This window comes from Oceanimonas doudoroffii (assembly GCF_002242685.1).
Taxonomy (GTDB): domain Bacteria; phylum Pseudomonadota; class Gammaproteobacteria; order Enterobacterales; family Aeromonadaceae; genus Oceanimonas; species Oceanimonas doudoroffii.
The window spans coordinates 1,288,236-1,306,670 of record NZ_NBIM01000001.1 but is presented as its reverse complement, the minus strand read 5'-3'; the positions used below and the strand labels follow the sequence as shown (position 1 = coordinate 1,306,670).

At 60.1% G+C, this 18,435-nt stretch carries 17 protein-coding genes and 2 tRNA genes; 17 read left to right on the top strand and 2 right to left on the bottom strand.

All coding sequences use genetic code 11. The annotated features are described in order from the left end of the window. Positions 1 to 9: 9 nt before the first annotated feature. Together B6S08_RS06070 and yhbY are read right to left on the bottom strand one after the other, a co-directional pair. The gene (locus B6S08_RS06070; protein WP_094199838.1) at positions 10 to 603 is read right to left on the bottom strand and encodes a PilZ domain-containing protein; all 594 of its coding nucleotides are present in this window, start codon (positions 601 to 603) and stop codon (positions 10 to 12) included. A 166-nt stretch (positions 604 to 769) separates the two neighbouring features. Continuing rightward, positions 770 to 1,066, bottom strand: coding sequence for a ribosome assembly RNA-binding protein YhbY (yhbY, locus tag B6S08_RS06065; protein WP_094199837.1), 297 nt, complete (start codon positions 1,064 to 1,066; stop codon positions 770 to 772). Positions 1,067 to 1,151: 85 nt separating this feature from the next. Here yhbY and rlmE point away from each other — a divergent pair, with 85 nt between their 5' ends. The 17 genes from rlmE (at position 1,152) to B6S08_RS05980 (ending at position 18,430) form a co-directional block, all read left to right on the top strand. After that, entirely contained in the window at positions 1,152 to 1,781 is a 630-nt protein-coding gene (gene rlmE, locus B6S08_RS06060) for a 23S rRNA (uridine(2552)-2'-O)-methyltransferase RlmE (protein ID WP_094199836.1), read from the top strand. A gap of 44 nt (positions 1,782 to 1,825) precedes the next feature. Beyond that, positions 1,826 to 3,772 (top strand): ATP-dependent zinc metalloprotease FtsH, encoded by a 1,947-nt coding sequence (ftsH, locus tag B6S08_RS06055; RefSeq protein WP_094199835.1) that lies wholly within the window; start codon positions 1,826 to 1,828, stop codon positions 3,770 to 3,772. A 66-nt stretch (positions 3,773 to 3,838) separates the two neighbouring features. Continuing rightward, positions 3,839 to 4,681, top strand: coding sequence for a dihydropteroate synthase (gene folP, locus B6S08_RS06050; RefSeq protein WP_094199834.1), 843 nt, complete (start codon positions 3,839 to 3,841; stop codon positions 4,679 to 4,681). Further along, positions 4,678 to 6,003, top strand: a complete 1,326-nt coding sequence (gene glmM / locus B6S08_RS06045) for a phosphoglucosamine mutase (protein ID WP_094199833.1) — start codon at positions 4,678 to 4,680, stop codon at positions 6,001 to 6,003. The genes folP and glmM overlap by 4 nt, the downstream gene beginning before the upstream one ends. A gap of 222 nt (positions 6,004 to 6,225) precedes the next feature. After that, positions 6,226 to 6,561, top strand: a complete 336-nt coding sequence (secG, locus tag B6S08_RS06040) for a preprotein translocase subunit SecG (protein WP_094199832.1) — start codon at positions 6,226 to 6,228, stop codon at positions 6,559 to 6,561. 6 nt (positions 6,562 to 6,567) lie between these two features. Beyond that, positions 6,568 to 6,654: transfer RNA gene (locus tag B6S08_RS06035), tRNA-Leu, on the top strand. Positions 6,655 to 6,712: 58 nt separating this feature from the next. After that, a tRNA-Met gene (locus B6S08_RS06030) sits at positions 6,713 to 6,789 on the top strand. A 178-nt stretch (positions 6,790 to 6,967) separates the two neighbouring features. Further along, the gene (gene rimP / locus B6S08_RS06025; protein WP_014291934.1) at positions 6,968 to 7,426 is read left to right on the top strand and encodes a ribosome maturation factor RimP; all 459 of its coding nucleotides are present in this window, start codon (positions 6,968 to 6,970) and stop codon (positions 7,424 to 7,426) included. A 14-nt stretch (positions 7,427 to 7,440) separates the two neighbouring features. After that, the gene (gene nusA / locus B6S08_RS06020; RefSeq protein WP_094199831.1) at positions 7,441 to 8,943 is read left to right on the top strand and encodes a transcription termination factor NusA; all 1,503 of its coding nucleotides are present in this window, start codon (positions 7,441 to 7,443) and stop codon (positions 8,941 to 8,943) included. A gap of 19 nt (positions 8,944 to 8,962) precedes the next feature. Then, complete coding sequence (infB, locus tag B6S08_RS06015) at positions 8,963 to 11,674, top strand: translation initiation factor IF-2 (RefSeq protein WP_094199830.1); 2,712 nt, start codon at positions 8,963 to 8,965, stop codon at positions 11,672 to 11,674. A 73-nt stretch (positions 11,675 to 11,747) separates the two neighbouring features. Then, positions 11,748 to 12,152: a 30S ribosome-binding factor RbfA gene (gene rbfA / locus B6S08_RS06010; protein WP_094199829.1), complete on the top strand. Its 405-nt coding sequence runs from the start codon at positions 11,748 to 11,750 to the stop codon at positions 12,150 to 12,152. Between the two features lies 1 nt (position 12,153). Further along, a complete protein-coding gene (gene truB / locus B6S08_RS06005) occupies positions 12,154 to 13,089 on the top strand; it encodes a tRNA pseudouridine(55) synthase TruB (protein WP_094199828.1) in 936 nt (311 codons plus the stop codon). Between the two features lie 114 nt (positions 13,090 to 13,203). After that, positions 13,204 to 13,473, top strand: a complete 270-nt coding sequence (rpsO, locus tag B6S08_RS06000) for a 30S ribosomal protein S15 (RefSeq protein ID WP_094200563.1) — start codon at positions 13,204 to 13,206, stop codon at positions 13,471 to 13,473. A gap of 201 nt (positions 13,474 to 13,674) precedes the next feature. Then, complete coding sequence (pnp, locus tag B6S08_RS05995) at positions 13,675 to 15,819, top strand: polyribonucleotide nucleotidyltransferase (RefSeq protein ID WP_094199827.1); 2,145 nt, start codon at positions 13,675 to 13,677, stop codon at positions 15,817 to 15,819. A gap of 181 nt (positions 15,820 to 16,000) precedes the next feature. Beyond that, positions 16,001 to 16,636, top strand: a complete 636-nt coding sequence (gene pdxH / locus B6S08_RS05990; protein WP_094199826.1) for a pyridoxamine 5'-phosphate oxidase — start codon at positions 16,001 to 16,003, stop codon at positions 16,634 to 16,636. A 16-nt stretch (positions 16,637 to 16,652) separates the two neighbouring features. After that, entirely contained in the window at positions 16,653 to 17,147 is a 495-nt protein-coding gene (locus B6S08_RS05985) for a GNAT family N-acetyltransferase (RefSeq protein WP_094199825.1), read from the top strand. Positions 17,148 to 17,287: 140 nt separating this feature from the next. Further along, positions 17,288 to 18,430 (top strand): ribosomal protein uL16 3-hydroxylase, encoded by a 1,143-nt coding sequence (locus B6S08_RS05980; protein WP_094199824.1) that lies wholly within the window; start codon positions 17,288 to 17,290, stop codon positions 18,428 to 18,430. The last annotated feature ends 5 nt before the right edge of the window (positions 18,431 to 18,435 follow it).

The following is an 18,435-nucleotide window of genomic DNA, read 5'->3' as shown; positions in this document are numbered from 1 at the left end:
AGTGGCCGTTCAGCGCCGCTCCTGCTCCCTGCTTTTCAGAAACTCCCGAAACACGAATTCCGACAACGCCAGCCTGTCGGCAATGGCCAGCTCAAACTGCACCGAACTGATGCACACGCCCCGTTGACGCCGTTTGCGCAACAACTCCAGCTGCATCGGTAAGCGCTGGCCGTCGTTCAGCTCCAGCAATACCCGTCGGCTGACCTGCTGCCGGAACAAGGGATGTGCCGAGACCAGCTGCATGCCGCTGACCGAGAGATCGGCAATGTCCGCCGCGAGCGGTAGGCCGTTGTCGCGCAACAGCCGCACCCCGGCGGGTGAGGGCAGGCGCCAGGCCCGTTCCTGGACCCCGCCGGAGATAATCTCGGGCACACACAGGCGGGCCTCTTCGGCATGCTCCTGGCGCTGATCCAGGCTGAGGGGAAAGATCAGATAGATACCATCCAGTGTCAGGGTCAGCTCCAGGGTCGAGGCATCGGACAGCAAGGGGCGCAGTGCCGCGTCCATGTGAATGGACAGGCTGAGCGGGGGCTCGGCATGTTGCTGACGAAACACCTCGTTCAGCATGGCCAGCTCTTCATCGTCAAGGTATCGGTGAGACATGGACAGTTGCGCCTGGCAAGTTCCCTTTAAGATTAGGAGCAGTTTGGCCGGCGGCCATCATTTTGTTGTTGCACAAGGGCAGAAGGCAAGGTTACAACGGGGTGAGGGGGTACCCTGGAAGGGAATATCAGCGAGGCCCGACCGGACCTCGCTGTGACGGGCCGGGTCAGCCCCTGGGCAGAATGATTTTTCTCTGCTCGCTCTGACGGTAGATAGTCAGAATGTGACCAATGGTCTGTACCTTGACGGCGCCGGTTTCGCGCACAATGGCGTCCATGATCAGCTTTTTGACGTCCCTGTCTTCGGCGGCGACCTTGACCTTGATCAGTTCGTGGTGGTTCAGGGCCAGGTCAATCTCGGCCAGTACGCCTTCGGTCAGGCCATGCTGGCCAAGCAATACCACCGGCTTCAGGCTGTGGGCCAGTCCCTTGAGGTATTGTCTTTGCTTATTGTTCAGGGTCATTGCAAAATGCTTCGGTTAATCAGGTTGAAAGGGGAGCATTGTACCCCCATCTAGGCATTAATGGTAATAGCAGAGCGACAAATTAATGGGCAAAAAGAAACGCTCGGCCAGCTCAACCCGCTGGCTGAAGGAACATTTTGACGACAAATATGTACAACAGGCGCAAAAGAAGGGCCTGCGCTCGCGAGCCGTATTCAAGCTGGAAGAACTGCAGGGCCGCGACAAACTGCTGCGTGCCGGCATGACGGTGGTGGATCTGGGGGCCGCCCCGGGTGGCTGGAGTCAGTACGCCACCGAGCAGGTGGGCCAGGCCGGCAAGGTTATCGCCTGTGACATTCTGCCCATGGACCCCATTGCCGGCGTCGATTTTCTGCAGGGTGACTTCCGTGACGAAAACGTGCTCAATGCGTTGCTGGAACGGGTAGGGGACGACAAGGTGGATGTGCTGCTGTCGGACATGGCGCCGAACATGAGTGGCACGCCCGAAGTGGACCAGCCCAGGGCCATGTACCTGGTGGAGCTGGCCCTGGATATGTGCCGGCAGGTACTTGCTTCCAGAGGCAGTTTCGTGGTGAAAGTGTTCCAGGGGGCCGGATTTGATGAATTTCTCGGTGAAGTACGCCGGTCTTTTGCTACGGTCAAGGTAAGAAAACCAGACTCTTCCCGGGCTCGTTCCCGCGAAGTCTACATTGTGGCTACAGGTTTTAAACTGTAGTACCCTGTTTCAGTCATAAACTGTCAGCCGGTGAGGTTAGTAATTTGAGTGACATGGCGAAAAACTTGATCCTGTGGTTGGTCATTGCCGTGGTGTTGATGTCGGTATTCCAGAGCTTCAGCCCCGGCGAACCGTCCGGCCGCCAGACGGATTATTCCACCTTTGTGCAGGAAGTGGCCCAGGGCCAGATCCGTGAAGTGCGTATGGACGGCCAGACCATCAACGGCGTCAAGCGCAGCGGTGATCGGTTTACTACCATTATGCCTTCCGAAGATCCTCAGCTGCTTAACGATCTGCTCAACAATAATGTGCGGGTAGTGGGCGAAAAGCCGGAAGAGCCAAGCCTGCTGACGTCCATCTTTATTTCCTGGTTCCCCATGCTGCTGCTGATCGGCGTCTGGGTGTTCTTTATGCGCCAGATGCAGGGCGGTGGCGGCAAAGGCGCCATGACCTTCGGCAAGAGCCGGGCGCGGCTGATGAGCGAAGATCAGGTGAAAACCACCTTTGCCGACGTGGCCGGCTGTGACGAGGCCAAGGAAGACGTGAAGGAGCTGGTGGATTACCTGCGTGATCCCAGCCGCTTCCAGAAGCTGGGTGGCCGAATTCCTACCGGTATTCTGCTGGTAGGTCCGCCCGGCACAGGTAAGACCCTGCTGGCCAAGGCCATTGCCGGCGAGGCCAAGGTGCCCTTCTTTACCATCTCCGGCTCCGATTTTGTGGAAATGTTCGTGGGTGTGGGCGCCTCCCGAGTGCGCGACATGTTCGAACAGGCCAAGAAGTCCGCGCCCTGTATTGTGTTTATCGATGAAATCGATGCCGTCGGTCGCCAGCGTGGTGCCGGTCTGGGTGGCGGGCACGATGAGCGCGAGCAGACCCTGAACCAGATGCTGGTGGAAATGGACGGCTTTGAAGGCAACGAGGGCGTTATTGTCATCGCCGCCACCAACCGCCCCGACGTGCTCGACCCCGCACTGCTGCGTCCGGGCCGTTTCGACCGCCAGGTAGTGGTAGGGCTGCCCGATGTACGTGGCCGTGAGCAGATCCTCAAGGTACACATGCGTCGTGTACCGCTGGGCGACGACGTAGAGGCTTCCCTGATTGCCCGGGGTACCCCTGGCTTCAGTGGTGCCGATCTGGCCAACCTGGTGAACGAGGCCGCCCTGTTTGCCGCCCGTGGCGGTCGCCGTCTGGTATCGATGGAAGAGTTCGAAAAGGCCAAGGACAAGATCATGATGGGTGCCGAGCGCCGCTCCATGGTGATGTCCGAGTCCGAAAAGGAAATGACTGCCTATCACGAAGCCGGTCACGCCATTGTGGGCCGTATCGTGCCCGAGCACGATCCCGTGTACAAGGTGTCCATCATACCTCGTGGCCGTGCCTTGGGTGTGACCATGTACCTGCCCGAGCAGGACAGGTTCAGCTACAGCAAGCAGCACCTGGAGTCGATGATTTCCAGCCTGTACGGCGGCCGCTTGGCGGAAGAAATCATCTATGGCTTTGACAAGGTGACCACGGGCGCGTCCAACGACATCGAGCGGGCCACCGAAATCGCCCACAAGATGGTGACCCAGTGGGGTCTGTCCGAAAAAATGGGCCCCCTGCTGTATGCGGAAGAAGAGGGCGAGGTGTTCCTGGGTCGCAGCGCGGCCAAGAGCAAGCACATGTCCGATGAAACCGCCAAGCTGATCGATGCCGAGGTCAAGCAGGTCATTGAGCGCAACTTCAACCGGGCCAAGCAGATCCTGAACGATAACATCGACATTCTGCATGCCATGAAGGACGCGCTGATGAAGTACGAGACCATCGACGCCCGCCAGATCGACGATCTGATGGCGCGCCGGGATGTCCGTCCGCCCGCCGACTGGAAGGATGAGCACGGTGACAAGCCCCAGGGGCCGACCGCCGGCACCGGTGACAAGCAGGAAGAGAGCGAAGACAAAAAAGCGACGTCTCCCGACCTGAACAAGCCCGGTGACGCCACCAGCAACTGAGTTTTATGATAAATTAAGCCCCGGTCATCCTTACCGGGGCTTTTTGTTTTTAGGAATCACCCGTTTATGTTGTTATCTTCTTTATCCCGTACGCTGGATCTTTCCACGCCACAGGTAATGGGTGTGCTCAATATCACCCCAGACTCTTTTTCCGACGGCGGCCGTTTTCACGGCCAGGACGCCGCCCTGCGCCATGCCCTGCAAATGGTGGCCGACGGTGCCAGCATTATTGATGTGGGCGGTGAGTCGACCCGGCCCGGTGCCGATGAGGTGGCCGAGCAGCAGGAGCTGGAACGGGTGGTGCCCGTTATTGAGCGGCTGCGGGCCGAGCTGGACTGCTGGATATCGGTGGATACCAGCAAGGCGGTGGTCATGGGCGAGGCGGTCGGGGCCGGGGCCGATCTGATCAATGACATTCGCGCCCTGCGCGAACCCGATGCCTTGCAGGTGGCTGCTGCCAGCGGTGCCGCCGTCTGCCTGATGCACATGCAGGGTCAGCCTCGTACCATGCAGCAGGCGCCGGATTACGACGATGTGGCCGCCGAGGTAGCCGTTTTTCTCGAGGAACGGTTGACCGCCTGTGCTGCGGCGGGCATTCCCCGCGAACGCATTTGTCTGGATCCCGGCTACGGCTTCGGCAAGTCCCTGGAGCACAATTACGAACTGCTGGGCCGCATCGGCGAGCTGCACCGGCTCGGACTGCCACTGCTGGCAGGTATGTCGCGCAAGTCGATGATTGGCCAGTTGCTGGATCGTGAGGTCAGTGAGCGCCTGGCCGGTACCCTGGCGGCCCATCTGTTTGCAGTGGCGCAAGGCGCGCAAATTGTACGGGTGCACGATGTAAAGGAAATGGTCGACGCCCTGCGCGTATGGCGCAGGGCCGCCCACTATCAGGAACAATCTTCATGAGCAGAAAATATTTTGGTACCGACGGCGTACGCGGCCGGGTCGGTGAGTACCCCATTACCCCCGAATTTGTGATGAAGCTGGGCTGGGCCGCCGGCAAGGTGTTGTCGCAAACCGGTACCAGAAAGGTACTGATTGGCAAGGACACCCGCATTTCCGGTTACATGCTGGAGTCGGCACTGGAAGCGGGCCTGTCTGCCGCCGGCCTGCAGGCGGCACTGCTGGGCCCCATGCCGACCCCGGCCATTGCCTACCTGACCCGCACCTTCAGGGCCGAAGCGGGCATCGTCATCAGTGCGTCACACAATCCCTATTACGACAACGGCATCAAATTCTTTTCTCACGACGGCACCAAGCTGCCCGACGAGGTGGAGCTGGCCATTGAAGCCATGCTCGATCAGCCCATGGACTGCGTGCCGTCGGATCAGCTCGGCAAGGCTAGCCGTATCAACGATGCCGCCGGCCGGTACATTGAGTTCTGCAAGAGCACCTTTCCTAGCGGTCTGCACCTGGATGGCCTGACCATAGTGCTTGACTGCGCCCATGGTGCCACCTATCACATTGCACCGGCGGTGTTTGAAGAGCTGGGTGCCAAGGTGATCCGTACCGGCGTGCAGCCCAACGGGCTTAACATCAACGACGGCGTCGGTTCCACCGCCCCGGCGGCCTTGCAGGCGGCGGTGCGGGAGCATGGTGCCGACCTGGGTATTGCCTTTGACGGTGACGGCGACCGCCTGGCCATGGTGGATCACACCGGGGCCCTGGTGGACGGTGACGAGGTGTTGTACATCATTGCCCGGGACGCCCAGCGCAGGGGCAAGCTCGGTGGTGGCGTGGTTGGCACCCTGATGAGTAACATGGCCCTGGAGCTGGCCCTGGCGGAGCTGGACATTCCCTTTGAGCGCGCCAAGGTAGGGGATCGTTACGTCATGGAGCAGCTCAAGGAGCACGGCTGGAAACTGGGTGGTGAGAACTCCGGCCATATCATCAGCCTGGATCACAACAGCACCGGTGATGGCATCGTCGCCGCGTTGCAGGTGCTGCGGGCCCTGATCAACCAAGGGGAGACGCTGGCCGAGCTGCGTTCGGGGCTGGTTTTGTTTCCCCAGGTACTGGTTAATGTGCGCTATGCTCCCGGCACCGATCCCCTGGCCCAGGAAGAAGTACAACAACGGGTGGCCGTGGCCGAGGCGGAGCTGGCCGGCAAGGGCCGAGTGCTATTGCGAAAGTCGGGCACGGAACCGTTGATTCGAGTGATGGTGGAAGGCGCCGATGAGCCCCAGGTGCGCCGCCTGGCCGAATATATCGCCGAAGCGGTGCTCTGAACCGGGTGGAGTGTGAGGAGGGCAGTAAAATGCGCTTAATTACCTCCGTCTTCTCACACTTCAGGCAAAAACGGTTGTGTAATCATCGCTTTGCCTTCTTTTTATGCACTTGAACGAATTTTTTAAAATTGCGCTTGTATCCCATCGGGGGTGTCGCTAGTATTAGCCCCGCTCCCAAGGGCAGCCTGCCAAGGGAAGCGAGCGCCAACCAAAGGTAGCAAAATGTACGAGATTCTTTTGGTGGTGTACCTGCTGATAGCACTGGCCCTGATTGGCCTGGTGCTGATACAGCAAGGGAAAGGCGCCGATATGGGCGCCTCCTTCGGAGCGGGTGCATCCAATACGGTTTTCGGATCCAGCGGCTCAGGTAATTTCCTGACCAAAACGACCACATTGCTGGCGGCTGGTTTCTTTGTAGTAAGTCTGGTGCTTGGTAATCTCTCTACCAATGCAACCAAGCAGAGCAGCGAGTGGGAAGACCTGACGGCTCCCGAAGTAGTTGAAACTCCTGTTCAGGGTGACGTTCCGGTCGAAAGCGGCAGCGACGTTCCCAACTAAGTTTTTGCCGAGATGGTGGAATTGGTAGACACGCTATCTTGAGGGGGTAGTGCCCGTATGGGCGTGCGGGTTCAAGTCCCGCTCTCGGCACCAATTTATAGTTCGGTTGAGATGAATGCTCGATTTGACTATAATCTCGCACGATTTCGGACGCGGGGTGGAGCAGCCTGGTAGCTCGTCGGGCTCATAACCCGAAGGTCGTCGGTTCAAATCCGGCCCCCGCAACCAATTTCACGTTCATCGTCTGCTCACGATGAATGGTCGCTGCGAGGCGACAATCAGGGTCCAGGTGAATAGCCCCGATTTGAATATCGGGGCTTTTTGTTATCTGGACTTTGGCATCGGTTTGGCGATGCATATTTAAACTGGGCTGCGAGCCCTTTTTTTGTTTTTGAAGGGGGTAGCTTTGGCTACATTGGAACAACGATTGACCGAGATGCTCAGCGAACCGGTAGCGGCGCTGGGCTTTGAACTGCTGGGGCTGGAATTTGTTCGCGCCGGCCGTCACTCGACCCTGCGGCTGTACATCGATCATGAAAACGGCATCGATGTGAACGATTGCGCCGAAGTCAGCCGGCAGGTCAGCGCCGTGCTGGATGTGGAAGATCCCATTTCCACCGAGTATGATCTGGAAGTCTCATCCCCGGGGCTCGCACGACCTCTGTTCAAACCGGCCCATTACCAGGCCATTATCGGCCAGGAGGCCGAACTGGCACTGCGCATGGCCGTGAACAATCGCCGCAAACTCAAAGGCATTGTGGTGTCGGCCGACGACACCATGGTCCGGCTGGAGGTGAATGGCCAGGAATTTCCCGTGGCCTACGCCAACATTCAAAAAGCAAATCTGGTTCCGAACTTTGACTGACGAGGCCCTCGGACATGAATAAAGAAATATTGCTGGTTGTAGACGCCGTTTCCAACGAAAAGGCGGTGCCTCGCGAGAAAATTTTTGAGGCGCTGGAAACCGCGCTGGCCACGGCCACCAAGAAAAAATACGAAGGCGACATCGAAGTCCGGGTTGCCATCGACCGCAAGAGCGGAGACTTCGATACCTTCCGTCGCTGGCAGGTGGTGGAAGATCAGGAGTCCCTGACCAACGCCTACCGGGAAATCACCCTGGAAGCGGCCCAGATCGACGAGCCCGAAATTCAGCTCGGTGACTACGTAGAGGATCAAATCGAGTCCATCACCTTTGACCGCATCACCACCCAGACTGCCAAGCAGGTTATCGTGCAGAAGGTGCGTGAAGCCGAGCGCATGCAGGTGGTGGAGCAGTTCCAGGACCAGGAAGGCGAAATCATTACCGGTGTGGTGAAAAAGGCCACCCGCGACAACGTGATCCTGGATCTGGGCAACAATGCCGAGGCCGTGATCTTCCGCGAAGATCTGCTGCCCCGCGAGTCGTTCCGCTCCGGTGACCGGGTGCGAGGTCTGCTCTATGCAGTTCGCCCCGAAGCCCGTGGTGCCCAGCTGTTTGTCAGCCGCTCCAACCCGGAATTTCTGAAAGAGCTGTTCCGCATTGAAGTGCCGGAAATCGGTGAAGAAATCATCGAAATCATGGCCGCCGCCCGGGATCCGGGCAGCCGCGCCAAGATTGCGGTCAAGACCAACGACCGCCGCATCGATCCCATCGGTGCCTGTGTGGGCATGCGTGGTGCCCGTGTGCAGGCGGTATCCGGTGAGCTCGGTGGCGAGCGCGTGGACATCGTGCTGTGGGACGACAACCCCGCCCAGTTCGTGATCAACGCCATGGCGCCGGCCGATGTGGCCTCCATCATCGTGGATGAAGACGCCCATTCCATGGACATCGCCGTGGAAGCCGGCAACCTGGCCCAGGCCATTGGCCGTAATGGTCAAAACGTGCGCCTGGCTTCCCAGCTGACCGGCTGGGAACTGAATGTGATGACGGTGGAAGACCTGCAGCAAAAGCACCAGGCCGAAAACGACAAGATCATTACCCTGTTTGTAGACAGCCTGGACATCGACGACGACTTTGCTTCCCTGCTGGTGGGCGAAGGCTTCTCCACCCTGGAAGAAATCGCCTATGTTCCGGTCAGCGAGCTGCTGAGTGTGGAAGGTCTGGACGAAGATACCGTCGAAGAGCTGCGCAACCGGGCCAAGGACGCACTGACTACCCGTGCCCTGGCCCAGGAAGAATCCTTTGAAGGGGTAGAGCCGGCAGAAGACCTGCTGGGTCTGACCGGCATGACCCGCGAGCTGGCCTATCAACTGGCCGCTCGTGGTGTCGGGAATCTGGAAGATCTGGCAGAGCAGGGCATTGACGACCTGGAAGGCATTGAAGGCCTCGATGAGACCCGCGCGGGCGAACTCATCATGGCTGCCCGTAACATCTGCTGGTTCGGAGAGCAGAACGAAGATTAAGATCATCGGAGGTAAATGAATGGCAGAAGTATCATTGACGCAACTTGCCAGTGACATCGACACGCCGGTTGATCGTCTGATCCAGCAGTTTCGTGAGGCGGGCATGGAGAAATCCGGCAACGACACCGTTTCCGAAACTGAAAAGGCCGCCTTGCTTGCGCATCTGAAAAAGCAGCACGGTGCCAATGACGATAATGAACCCAAACGGATGACCCTGCAGCGCAAGACCATGAGTACCCTGAGTGTTCAGGGTGCCGGCGGCAAGAGCAAGGCAGTGCAGGTAGAGGTGCGCAAGAAGCGCACCTACGTAAGACGCGATGCGCTCGAAGACCAGCGTCGTGAAGAGGAAGAAAAGGCGCGCCAGGAAGCCGAGGCTCAGGCGCGTCGTGAGGCCGAGGAAGCGGCCCAACGAGAAGCAGCAGAACAAGCCAAGCGCGAGGCGGAAGAAAAAGCCAAGCGCGAAGCGGAAGAAAAAGCCAAGCGTGAAGCGGAAGAAAAAGCCCGTCAGGCTCAGCTGCAGGCTCAGAAGAACACCGAGCAGGGGACCGACCAGTCCCAGAGCAAAGAGCAGAAAAAGGCGGATGAGATGGCCAAGCGCGAAGCAGAAAACCTGAAAAAACAGCGCGAAGAAGAAGCCCTGCGCAAAGCCGAGCTGGAAGCCCAGCAGAAGGCGGAAGAAGTGCGCAAGCTGGCGGAAGCAAACGAGAAGCGCTGGGCCGAAGAAGCGGCCAAGAAGCCGGAAGACGCGGACTACCACGTGACCACCAGCCAGCACGCCCGTGCCGCCGAAGACGAAGCCGATCAGAGCGAAGAGCAGAAAGCCCGTCGCACCGGTGGCAAGAAGCGCAAGGGTGGTAAGTCGAAGGAAGATCGTGAAGATCGCGAAAGCCGCAACGAGCGCCAGCGCAAGGGCAAGCGCGCCAAGGTGATGACGCCCAAGTCCATGAAGCATGGCTTCCAGAAGCCGGCCCAGCCGGTGAGCCGTGAAGTGGAAATCGGCGAAACCATCAGTGTGGCCGAGCTGGCCAACCGCATGGCGGTCAAGGGCACCGAAGTCATCAAGGCGATGATGAAGATGGGCGCCATGGTCACCATCAACCAGGTGATCGATCAGGAAACCGCTCAGCTGGTGGCCGAGGAAATGGGCCACAAGGTGGTGCTGCGCCGCGAAAACGAGCTGGAAGAGCGCGTGCTGTCCGACCGTGACACCGACGCCGAGCGCAAGTCCCGCGCGCCTGTGGTGACCATCATGGGTCACGTTGACCACGGCAAGACCTCCACCCTGGACTACATTCGTCGTACCAAGGTGGCGTCTGGCGAGGCCGGCGGCATTACCCAGCACATCGGTGCCTACCACGTAGAAACCGAGAACGGCATGATCACCTTCCTGGATACGCCGGGACACGCGGCCTTTACCTCCATGCGTGCCCGTGGTGCCAAGGCCACCGACATCGTGATTCTGGTGGTGGCCGCCGACGACGGTGTGATGCCCCAGACCATTGAAGCCATTCAGCACGCCAAGGCCGCCGAAGTGCCGCTGATCGTGGCCGTGAACAAGATGGACAAGCCGGAAGCGGATCCGGATCGGGTCAAGAGCGAACTGGCTCAGCACGGCGTGATGTCGGAAGACTGGGGTGGCGAAAACATTTTCGTACACATCTCCGCCAAGGCCGGTACCGGTATCGACGAACTGCTGGAAGCGATCCTGCTGCAGGCCGAAGTACTGGAGCTGACCGCGGTATACGACGCCATGGCCTCCGGCGTGGTGATCGAATCCCGTCTCGACAAGGGCCGCGGCCCCGTGGCCACCGTGCTGGTGCAGGACGGCACCCTGAACCAGGGTGACATCGTGCTGTGCGGCCTGGAGTACGGCCGGGTACGCGCCATGAAGGACGAGCTGGGTCGCGAAGTGAAAGCCGCCGGTCCGTCCATTCCGGTAGAGATTCTGGGCCTGTCCGGCGTGCCCACTGCCGGTGACGAAGCCACGGTAGTACGGGACGAGAAAAAGGCCCGGGAAGTGGCGCTGTACCGTCAGGGCAAGTTCCGCGAAGTCAAGCTGGCCCGCCAGCAGAAGGCCAAGCTGGAGAACATGTTCGCCAACATGAGCGAAGGCGAAGTGGCCGAGGTCAACCTGGTGCTGAAGGCGGACGTACAGGGCTCCATCGAGGCGATCTCCGACTCGCTGATGAAGCTGTCCACCGACGAAGTGAAGGTGAAGATCGTGGGCTCCGGCGTAGGTGGCATTACCGAGACCGACGCCAGCCTGGCGGCCGCGTCCAACGCCATCATTCTGGGCTTCAACGTGCGTGCCGACGCTTCCGCCCGCAAGATGATCGAGGCGGAAGAGATCGACCTGCGCTACTACAGTGTGATCTATGAGCTGCTGGACGAAGTGAAGCAGGCCATGACCGGCATGCTGGCACCCGAGTTCAAGCAGGAGATCATCGGCCTGGCCCAGGTGCGTGACGTGTTCCGTTCGCCCAAGTTCGGCGCCATCGCCGGCTGTATGGTTACCGAAGGCGTGGTCAAGCGCAGCAATCCGATTCGCGTACTGCGCGACAACGTGGTGATTTACGAAGGCGAGCTGGAATCCCTGCGTCGCTTCAAGGATGACGTTCAGGAAGTGCGTAACGGCATGGAATGCGGCATCGGCGTGAAGAACTACAACGACGTGCGCGTAGGCGACCAGATCGAGGTATATCAGATTGTGGAAGTGCAGCGCACCCTGTAAGGTCGCGGCCAACCACGTCTGAACACTGTTATCAACGGGGGCCTCGAGGCCCCCTTTGTCTTGGAAAAAAGCAATGGCCAGAGAATTCAGCCGTACCCGCCGGGTAGCACAGGAACTGCAAAAAGAGATTGCCGTTATCCTGCAGCGGGAAATCAAAGACGACCGTCTGGGCATGGTCACCGTTTCCGGAGTCGAAGTGTCCCGGGATCTTAATTACGCCAAGGTATTCGTGACCTTTCTCGACAACGACGCCGAGCGCGTGGAGCAGGGCATGGAGGCGCTGAAGGACGCCAGCGGTTATATTCGCAGCCTGGTGGCCAAGGCCATGCGCCTGCGGGTCACCCCGGAGCTGCGCTTCTCCTATGATCAGAGCCTGGTGGAAGGCATGCGCATCTCCACCCTGGTGTCGAGCACCGTCGCCGAAGACAAGCGCCGCAGCGCCGGCCGCGACGACGAAGACGACAAGGAGCAGGACTGAGATGGGGCGTCAGCGACGTTTTCGCGGCCGTGAGGTAGACGGCATTCTGCTGCTCGACAAGCCGGCGGGTATTACCTCCAACGATGCCCTGCAGCAGGTCAAGCGTATCTACGCCGCCGCCAAGGCCGGCCACACCGGTGCCCTGGACCCGCTGGCCACCGGCATGCTGCCGATCTGCCTGGGTGAAGCCACCAAGTTTTCCCAGTTTCTGCTTGATGCCGACAAACGCTACCGGGTGGTGGCCAAGCTCGGTGAGCGCACCGACACCAGTGACGCCGACGGTGAAGTGGTGGAGACCCGCCCGGTGAATGTGTCCACCGGCGAGCTGATCGAGGCGCTGGATCACTTTCGCGGTGACATTGAACAGATCCCCTCCATGTATTCGGCGCTCAAGTACCAGGGCAAACCCCTGTATCAGTACGCCCGGGAAGGCATTGAGGTGCCCCGGGAAGCGCGCCCGATCACGGTGTTTGAGCTCAAGCTCATTCGCTTTGAAGGGGACGAGGTGGAGCTGGAAGTACACTGCAGCAAGGGTACCTATATTCGCACCATCGTCGACGATCTGGGCGAGCGGCTGGGTTGTGGTGCCCACGTCACCGTGCTGCGCCGGCTGGCGGTGGCCGGATATCCGGGCGAACGCATGCTGACCCTGGAGCAGCTGCAGTGCATTCTCGACAACTGCAAGGCCAATGAGATTTCGCCCCGGGTGGAACTGGATCCGCTGCTGCTGCCAATGGACACCGCGGTGCAGAGCCTGCCCGAGGTGAACCTGTCGGAGCTGGTGGCCGGTTACCTGCTGCACGGCCAGGCGGTGCAGGTGTCGGGCGCGCCCCTTGAGGGGTTTGTGCGCATGACGGTGGGCGAAGACCATCGTTTTGTCGGCGTCGGTGAAATCGATGACGACGGCAAGGTGGCGCCGCGCCGGCTGGTGCGCTGAATTTAGCGCGCATTTCAGGTTGCCAAGCGCGGCGTTGCTGGTAGAATGCCGTGCTTCCTTCCGGCTGAATTAGTGATCGGCTGGAATTCATTCATGTTATTTGGAGTAGACACCATGTCACTAAATGCTGAAACCAAAGCCCAGATCGTTGCCGAATTCGCCCGTGGCGAAGGCGACACCGGCTCTCCCGAAGTGCAGGTAGCTCTGCTGAGCGCCCAGATCAACCACCTGCAGGGCCACTTCAAGCAGCACATCCACGATCACCACAGCCGCCGCGGCCTGCTGCGCATGGTATCCCAGCGTCGTAACCTGCTGGACTACCTGAAGCGCAAAGACGTAGAGCGCTACCGTGCCCTGATCGAAAAGCTGGGCCTGCGTCGTTAATCGACTCCAAAGCCTTGTTAAAAAGGGAGCCTCGGCTCCCTTTTTTATTGCCTGTTTTTTAGTTGTGAGGGGTAAAGCATCCACCTCACTCTTCACGCCTTACCCCTTACGCTTTTATTCCAGCCATTCTGTCCTTTAAACAGGAATCAAGTATACTGTGCCGGCGTATTAAAGAATCAAACAGTTAAAGGAATCTACCACGTGAATCCTATCGTAAAGACCTTCCAGTACGGTCAGCATACCGTCACCCTTGAAACCGGCGTGATCGCCCGTCAGGCTACCGCCGCCGTGATGGCCAGTATCGACGACACTTCCGTGCTGGTAAGTGTGGTCGGCAAGCGCGAAGCCGACGAAAGCCGCGACTTCTTTCCGCTGACCGTCAACTACCAGGAGCGGGCCTACGCCGCCGGCCGTATTCCCGGCAGCTTCTTCAAGCGTGAAGGCCGTCCCACCGAAGGTGAAACACTGACCGCGCGTCTGATCGATCGTCCCATTCGTCCGCTGTTTCCCGATGGATTCAAAAACGAAGTTCAGGTGATTGCCACCGTGATGTCCGCCAACCCGGAAATCGCCCCGGACATCATTTCCATGCTGGGCACCTCCGCCGCCCTGGCCATCTCCGGCATTCCCTTTGCCGGCCCCATTGGTGCCGCCCGAGTGGGTTACCTGAACGGTGAATACGTGCTGAACCCCAGCATCACCGAGCTTAAGGAAAGCCAGCTGGATCTGGTGGTGGCCGGTACCGCCGGTGCCGTGTTGATGGTGGAATCCGAAGCCTCCGTGCTGCCCGAAGACGTCATGCTGGGTGCCGTGATGTATGGTCACGACCAGATGCAGGCCGCCATTAACGCCATCAACGAGCTGGCCGCCGAAGTGGGCACCCAGCCCTGGGACTGGCAGCCCAAGGCCGAAAACGAGGCCCTCAAGGCCAAGGTCGCCGAGCTGGCGTCCGCCGAGCTGGGTGAAGCCTACCGCATCACCGACAAGACCGCCCGTCGCGACGCCATTGCCGATATCAAGGCTCGGGTACAGGCCGCCGTGCTGGAGCAGTCACCGGAAGCGGAAATCAAGGAAATCCAGGAACTGCTGGGCAAGCTGGAAAAAACCATCGTGCGTGGCCGTGTGGTTCGCGGCGAGCCGCGTATCGATGGCCGTGAGCCCGACATGATCCGTGCCCTGAACGTGGCCACCGGCCTGCTGCCCCGTGCCCACGGCTCTTCCCTGTTTACCCGGGGCGAGACCCAGGCCCTGGTGGCCGCGACCCTGGGCACCGAGCGTGACGCCCAGCTGATCGATGAGCTGACCGGCGAGCGCGCCAACCGCTTTATGCTGCACTACAACTTCCCTCCCTACTGCGTGGGTGAAACCGGCATGGTCGGCAGCCCCAAGCGTCGGGAAATCGGTCACGGCCGCCTGGCCAAGCGCGGCGTGGCCGCGGTGATGCCGAGCGCGGAAGAATTCCCCTACACCGTGCGGGTGGTGTCCGAGATCACCGAATCCAACGGCTCTTCCTCCATGGCTTCCGTGTGTGGTACTTCACTGGCCCTGATGGACGCCGGTGTGCCGATCAAGGCCTCGGTGGCCGGTATCGCCATGGGTCTGGTGAAGGAAGAAGAAGGCTTTGTGGTACTGTCCGACATTCTGGGTGACGAAGACCACCTGGGTGACATGGACTTCAAGGTGGCCGGAACCAACGAGGGCGTAACCGCCCTGCAGATGGACATCAAGATCGAAGGCATCACCAAGGAAATTATGGAAGTGGCCCTGAACCAGGCCCGCAACGCCCGCCTTCACATTCTGAAGGTGATGGACGAGGCCCTGCAGGCGCCCCGTGCCGATATTTCCGACTTCGCGCCGCGTATTCACACCATCAAGATCAACCCCGAGAAGATCCGTGATGTGATCGGCAAGGGTGGCGCCACCATTCGTGCCCTGACCGAAGAAACCGGTACCACCATCGAGCTGGATGACGACGGCACCGTGAAGATTGCCGCCGTTGACGGTGAAGCCGCCAAGGCCGCCATTCGCCGCATTGAACAGCTGACCGCGGAAGTGGAAAGCGGCACCATCTACGAAGGTCAGGTGGTTCGTCTGGCCGACTTTGGCGCCTTTGTTAACATTTTGCCCGGCAAGGACGGTCTGGTGCACATCTCCCAGATCACCGAAGAGCGGGTGAAGAATGTGTCCGATCACCTGAAAGTGGGTGACACCGTCAAGGTCAAGGTGCTGGAAGTGGACCGCCAGGGCCGCATTCGCCTGTCCATCAAGGAAGCGAACAAGCCGGAAGAAGCCGAAGCGCCTGCCGCCGAGGCCAGCGAAGAAGCCAAGACCGACAGCGCCGAATAAGCCACTCGGTTAACGCCAAAGCCGGAGAGTCCTTCTCCGGCTTTTTTATTTTCATTTCTCTCCTCATTCCCTCATTCCTTACATTTCACGTCTCTGCGTCCCACGTCCTGGCAACAACACTTGCCAAGCCCGAGCCGGCTTTGCACAATGAAGCCACTTTCAGCCGACGGAAACAACACACATGGAGCTGGCGGATTACCGACGGGAATACCTGCAGGGCGGCCTGCGGCGTAATGACCTGCCCGACACCCCCCTTGCCTTGTTTGAAACCTGGATGCAGCAGGCCATTGCCGCCGGGCTGCCCGATCCCACCGCCATGGTGGTGGCCACGGTCGACGAGCGAGGCCAGCCTTATCAGCGCATCGTGCTGCTCAAGCAGGTGGATGAGCAGGGCTTTGTGTTTTACACCAACATGGGCAGCCGCAAGGCCGCGCACCTTAACCACAATCCCCGCATCAGCCTGCTGTTTCCCTGGCATCCACTGGAGCGCCAGGTGCACATCACCGGCCAGGTTGAAAAACTCGCCGCCACCGAGGTGATGAAATATTTCGCCAGCCGCCCCAAGGACAGCCAGATTGGCGCCTGGGTATCAAAACAGTCCTCACGGATCTCGGCCCGAGGCCTGCTGGAAGCCAAGTTTTTGGAAATGAAGCAGAAGTTCGCCAGCGGCGAGGTGCCGCTGCCCAGCTTCTGGGGCGGCTTTCGCGTGAAATTCGATGCGGTGGAATTCTGGCAGGGGGGCGCCAACCGGCTGCATGACCGCTTTGTGTACCAGCGCGAGCAGGACGGCTGGACCATTTCCCGTCTGGCACCCTGAGCGTACGGAAGGCAGTATGTTGATTTGCAGAACCGAACGTCCCGGTGACGGCGACGATATCGATGAGGTGGTGTACGCCGCTTTTGACCGCCCCGACGAGGCCGACCTGGTGCTGGCCTTGCGCGAGCAGGGCGCCATCAGTGTCAGCCAGGTAGCGGAGTATGAGGGCGCCGTGATTGGCCATCTGGCCATGAGCCCGGTGCTGATCAACGGTGAGGACATCGGCTGGCTGGGACTGGCCCCGGTGAGCGTGTGGCCCGACTGCCAGAATCAGGGCGTGGGCTCGGAGATGATTCGTGAGGCCATTCAGGCCGCCAACGACTTTGACTGGGCCGGCATCGTGGTGCTGGGCAACCCGGCCTATTACCAGCGCTTTGGCTTTCGTCCGGCGCGGGAGCTGGGGCTGACCTGCCCCTATCCCGATGCCGGCGATGCCTTTATGGCGCTGGCCCTGAAACAGCCGGCGCCCGCCGGCCTGGTGACCTACCACCCGGCCTTTGACGCACTCTGAACCGACCCGTTTCTGTCTTGGTGCCGGCTTACTCCCGTCGTTATATCCACGCCGGGCGGCTTGTACCTATGATTATGCCCGCGCCGCGGGCATAATGGCGGCCATAGTTAACGCCATTATGCCCTCGTTGCGAGTTTTTCATGCACAGCCCACTTAAACTGGATATCGACCACTTTCTGGCCCACGATTGGCAGCGCCGGCCGCGCCTGTTCAAGGCTGCCCTGCCCGAATTTGATGATCCCCTGAGCCCCGACGAGCTGGCCGGCCTGGCCCTCGAGCCCCATATCGAATCCCGCCGGGTCTGGCGTGAGCAGGACCGCTGGCAGGCGGAAACCGGGCCTTTCGAGTCATACGACCACCTGGGTGAAAACGACTGGACCCTGCTGGTGCAGGCGGTCAACCAGTGGCACCCCGGCGTGCAGGATCTGGCCGAGCTGTTTCGTTTTATTCCCGGCTGGCGTTTTGACGACGTCATGGTGAGCTTTTCCACCCCGGGCGGTGGCGTGGGTCCGCACATCGACCAGTACGGTGTCTTTATTCTTCAGGGCGCCGGTAGCCGCCGCTGGCGGGTAGGGGAGCGCCAACACCTGCGGGAGTTCGCCGCCCACGGCGCCCTGCGTCACTGCGACGAGTTCGAGGCGGTGATCGACGAGGTATTGCAGCCCGGCGACATGATTTACATTCCCCCCGGCTGCCCTCATGAGGGCTACGCCGAGACCCCGGCAATGAACTATTCCATCGGTTTTCGTGCCCCGGACGCCCGGGATCTGTTTTCGAGCTTTGCGGACCATCTGCTGGCCCATGTGGACAGCACTCGACGTTTTGACGATGCCGGCATGAGTGCCGCCGCCGCCCATGGCCGCCTCGATGCCAGCGTGATGGATCAGGTCAAGACATTGATGCGCGAGCTGCTCGACGACGACACTCGATTGAATGACTGGTTTGGCGAAATGATTTCGGAAGCCAAACACGACCTCGATCTTGAAACCGCCGAGCCCGTCTACAGCCTGGAAGAACTGGTGCTGCGTCTGGATCACGGCGACCACCTCTACCGCCTGGGCGGTGTACGTTGTTTCTACCATGAAGGCAGCGCGGATGTGTTTTATCTGGATGGCGATCGTTACCAGCTGGCCGAGCCCGATGCCGACGCCATTGCCCTGCTGTGTGATCAGGCCCGCATCTGTGGCCCGGAAGTGGCCTGCCTGAAGGCGCCCCGCAACCTGCTCGACTGCCTGCTGCCGCTGGTGAATCAGGGCTACTGGTATTTTGAGGAAGACGAGTAATGTCG

Coding starts and splice junctions, on each gene's coding strand:
- B6S08_RS06070 (WP_094199838.1), bottom strand. CDS start 603: ATGTCTCACCGATACCTTGACGATGAAGAGCTGGCCATGCTGAACGAG.
- yhbY (WP_094199837.1), bottom strand. CDS start 1,066: ATGACCCTGAACAATAAGCAAAGACAATACCTCAAGGGACTGGCCCAC.
- rlmE (WP_094199836.1), top strand. CDS start 1,152: ATGGGCAAAAAGAAACGCTCGGCCAGCTCAACCCGCTGGCTGAAGGAA.
- folP (WP_094199834.1), top strand. CDS start 3,839: ATGTTGTTATCTTCTTTATCCCGTACGCTGGATCTTTCCACGCCACAG.
- glmM (WP_094199833.1), top strand. CDS start 4,678: ATGAGCAGAAAATATTTTGGTACCGACGGCGTACGCGGCCGGGTCGGT.
- secG (WP_094199832.1), top strand. CDS start 6,226: ATGTACGAGATTCTTTTGGTGGTGTACCTGCTGATAGCACTGGCCCTG.
- nusA (WP_094199831.1), top strand. CDS start 7,441: ATGAATAAAGAAATATTGCTGGTTGTAGACGCCGTTTCCAACGAAAAG.
- infB (WP_094199830.1), top strand. CDS start 8,963: ATGGCAGAAGTATCATTGACGCAACTTGCCAGTGACATCGACACGCCG.
- rbfA (WP_094199829.1), top strand. CDS start 11,748: ATGGCCAGAGAATTCAGCCGTACCCGCCGGGTAGCACAGGAACTGCAA.
- truB (WP_094199828.1), top strand. CDS start 12,154: ATGGGGCGTCAGCGACGTTTTCGCGGCCGTGAGGTAGACGGCATTCTG.
- rpsO (WP_094200563.1), top strand. CDS start 13,204: ATGTCACTAAATGCTGAAACCAAAGCCCAGATCGTTGCCGAATTCGCC.
- pdxH (WP_094199826.1), top strand. CDS start 16,001: ATGGAGCTGGCGGATTACCGACGGGAATACCTGCAGGGCGGCCTGCGG.
- B6S08_RS05985 (WP_094199825.1), top strand. CDS start 16,653: ATGTTGATTTGCAGAACCGAACGTCCCGGTGACGGCGACGATATCGAT.
- B6S08_RS05980 (WP_094199824.1), top strand. CDS start 17,288: ATGCACAGCCCACTTAAACTGGATATCGACCACTTTCTGGCCCACGAT.